Annotated in this window: 1 protein-coding gene and 1 pseudogene; both read left to right on the top strand. The window is 35.9% G+C overall.

Annotation, left to right across the window (positions count from 1 at the left end; translation table 11 throughout):
- A partial coding sequence (gene ftsE, locus C406_RS0119005; protein WP_017382218.1) for a cell division ATP-binding protein FtsE occupies nucleotides 1-663 on the top strand: 663 nt, incomplete at its 5' end.
- Nucleotides 653-918: pseudogene (locus tag C406_RS0119010) on the top strand (permease-like cell division protein FtsX); the annotation flags it as partial. The gene ftsE and the pseudogene C406_RS0119010, both read left to right, overlap by 11 nt.

The raw sequence follows: 918 nt of genomic DNA on the forward strand, positions 1-918 counted from the left end.
AAGAAATATCCGAACGGTATTGTTGCTTTAAATGGAATTAATATAGAAATTAAACAAGGTGAATTTGTTTATGTTGTGGGTCCGAGTGGGGCTGGTAAAACGACATTCATCAAAATGATGTATAGAGAAGAGCGACAAACGAGCGGAGATATAGTTGTAAACGGAATTAATTTAGCAAAGTTAAAGTCAAAACGAGTACCACTTTTAAGACGTCAAATAGGCGTTGTCTTTCAAGATTTCAAATTATTGCCTCTCTTAAATGTTTACGAAAACGTAGCTTTTGCTTTAGAAGTGATTGAACAACCACAAAAAGTCATTAGAAAACGTGTAATGGAAGTATTAGATTTAGTAGGACTTAAACATAAAGCTCGTATGTTCCCAACTGAAATCTCAGGCGGTGAACAGCAGCGTGTCTCGATTGCACGATCTATTGTGAATACACCAAAAGTGATGATTGCAGACGAGCCTACGGGTAACTTAGATCCCGAAACTGCATTGGATATTATGAATTTATTTGAAGAAATAAATCGTCGAGGCACAACCATTATTATGGCAACTCATAACAAGGAAATAGTAAACACCATTAAACATCGAGTTATCGCAGTTGAAGGTGGACTCGTTGTTCGTGATGAACTTGGAGGTGACTACGGTTATGAAATTTAGAACTGTAGGACGTCATTTCCGTGAAAGTTTCAAAAGTTTAAGTCGAAATGGCTGGATGACTTTTGCATCAGCAAGCGCTGTGACAGTAACTTTACTTTTAGTTGGCGTATTCGTCATGATCATGATGAATTTAAATAAAGTAGCAGATGATTTAGAGAAGGATGTTGAAATAAAAGTATTAGTTGAACTTACTGCTGAAGAAGACGAAGTGAGTAAATTAGAAACTGATATTAATAAAGTAAATGGTGTAGGATC

The organism is Paenisporosarcina sp. TG-14, assembly GCF_000297555.1.
Taxonomy (GTDB): domain Bacteria; phylum Bacillota; class Bacilli; order Bacillales_A; family Planococcaceae; genus Paenisporosarcina; species Paenisporosarcina antarctica.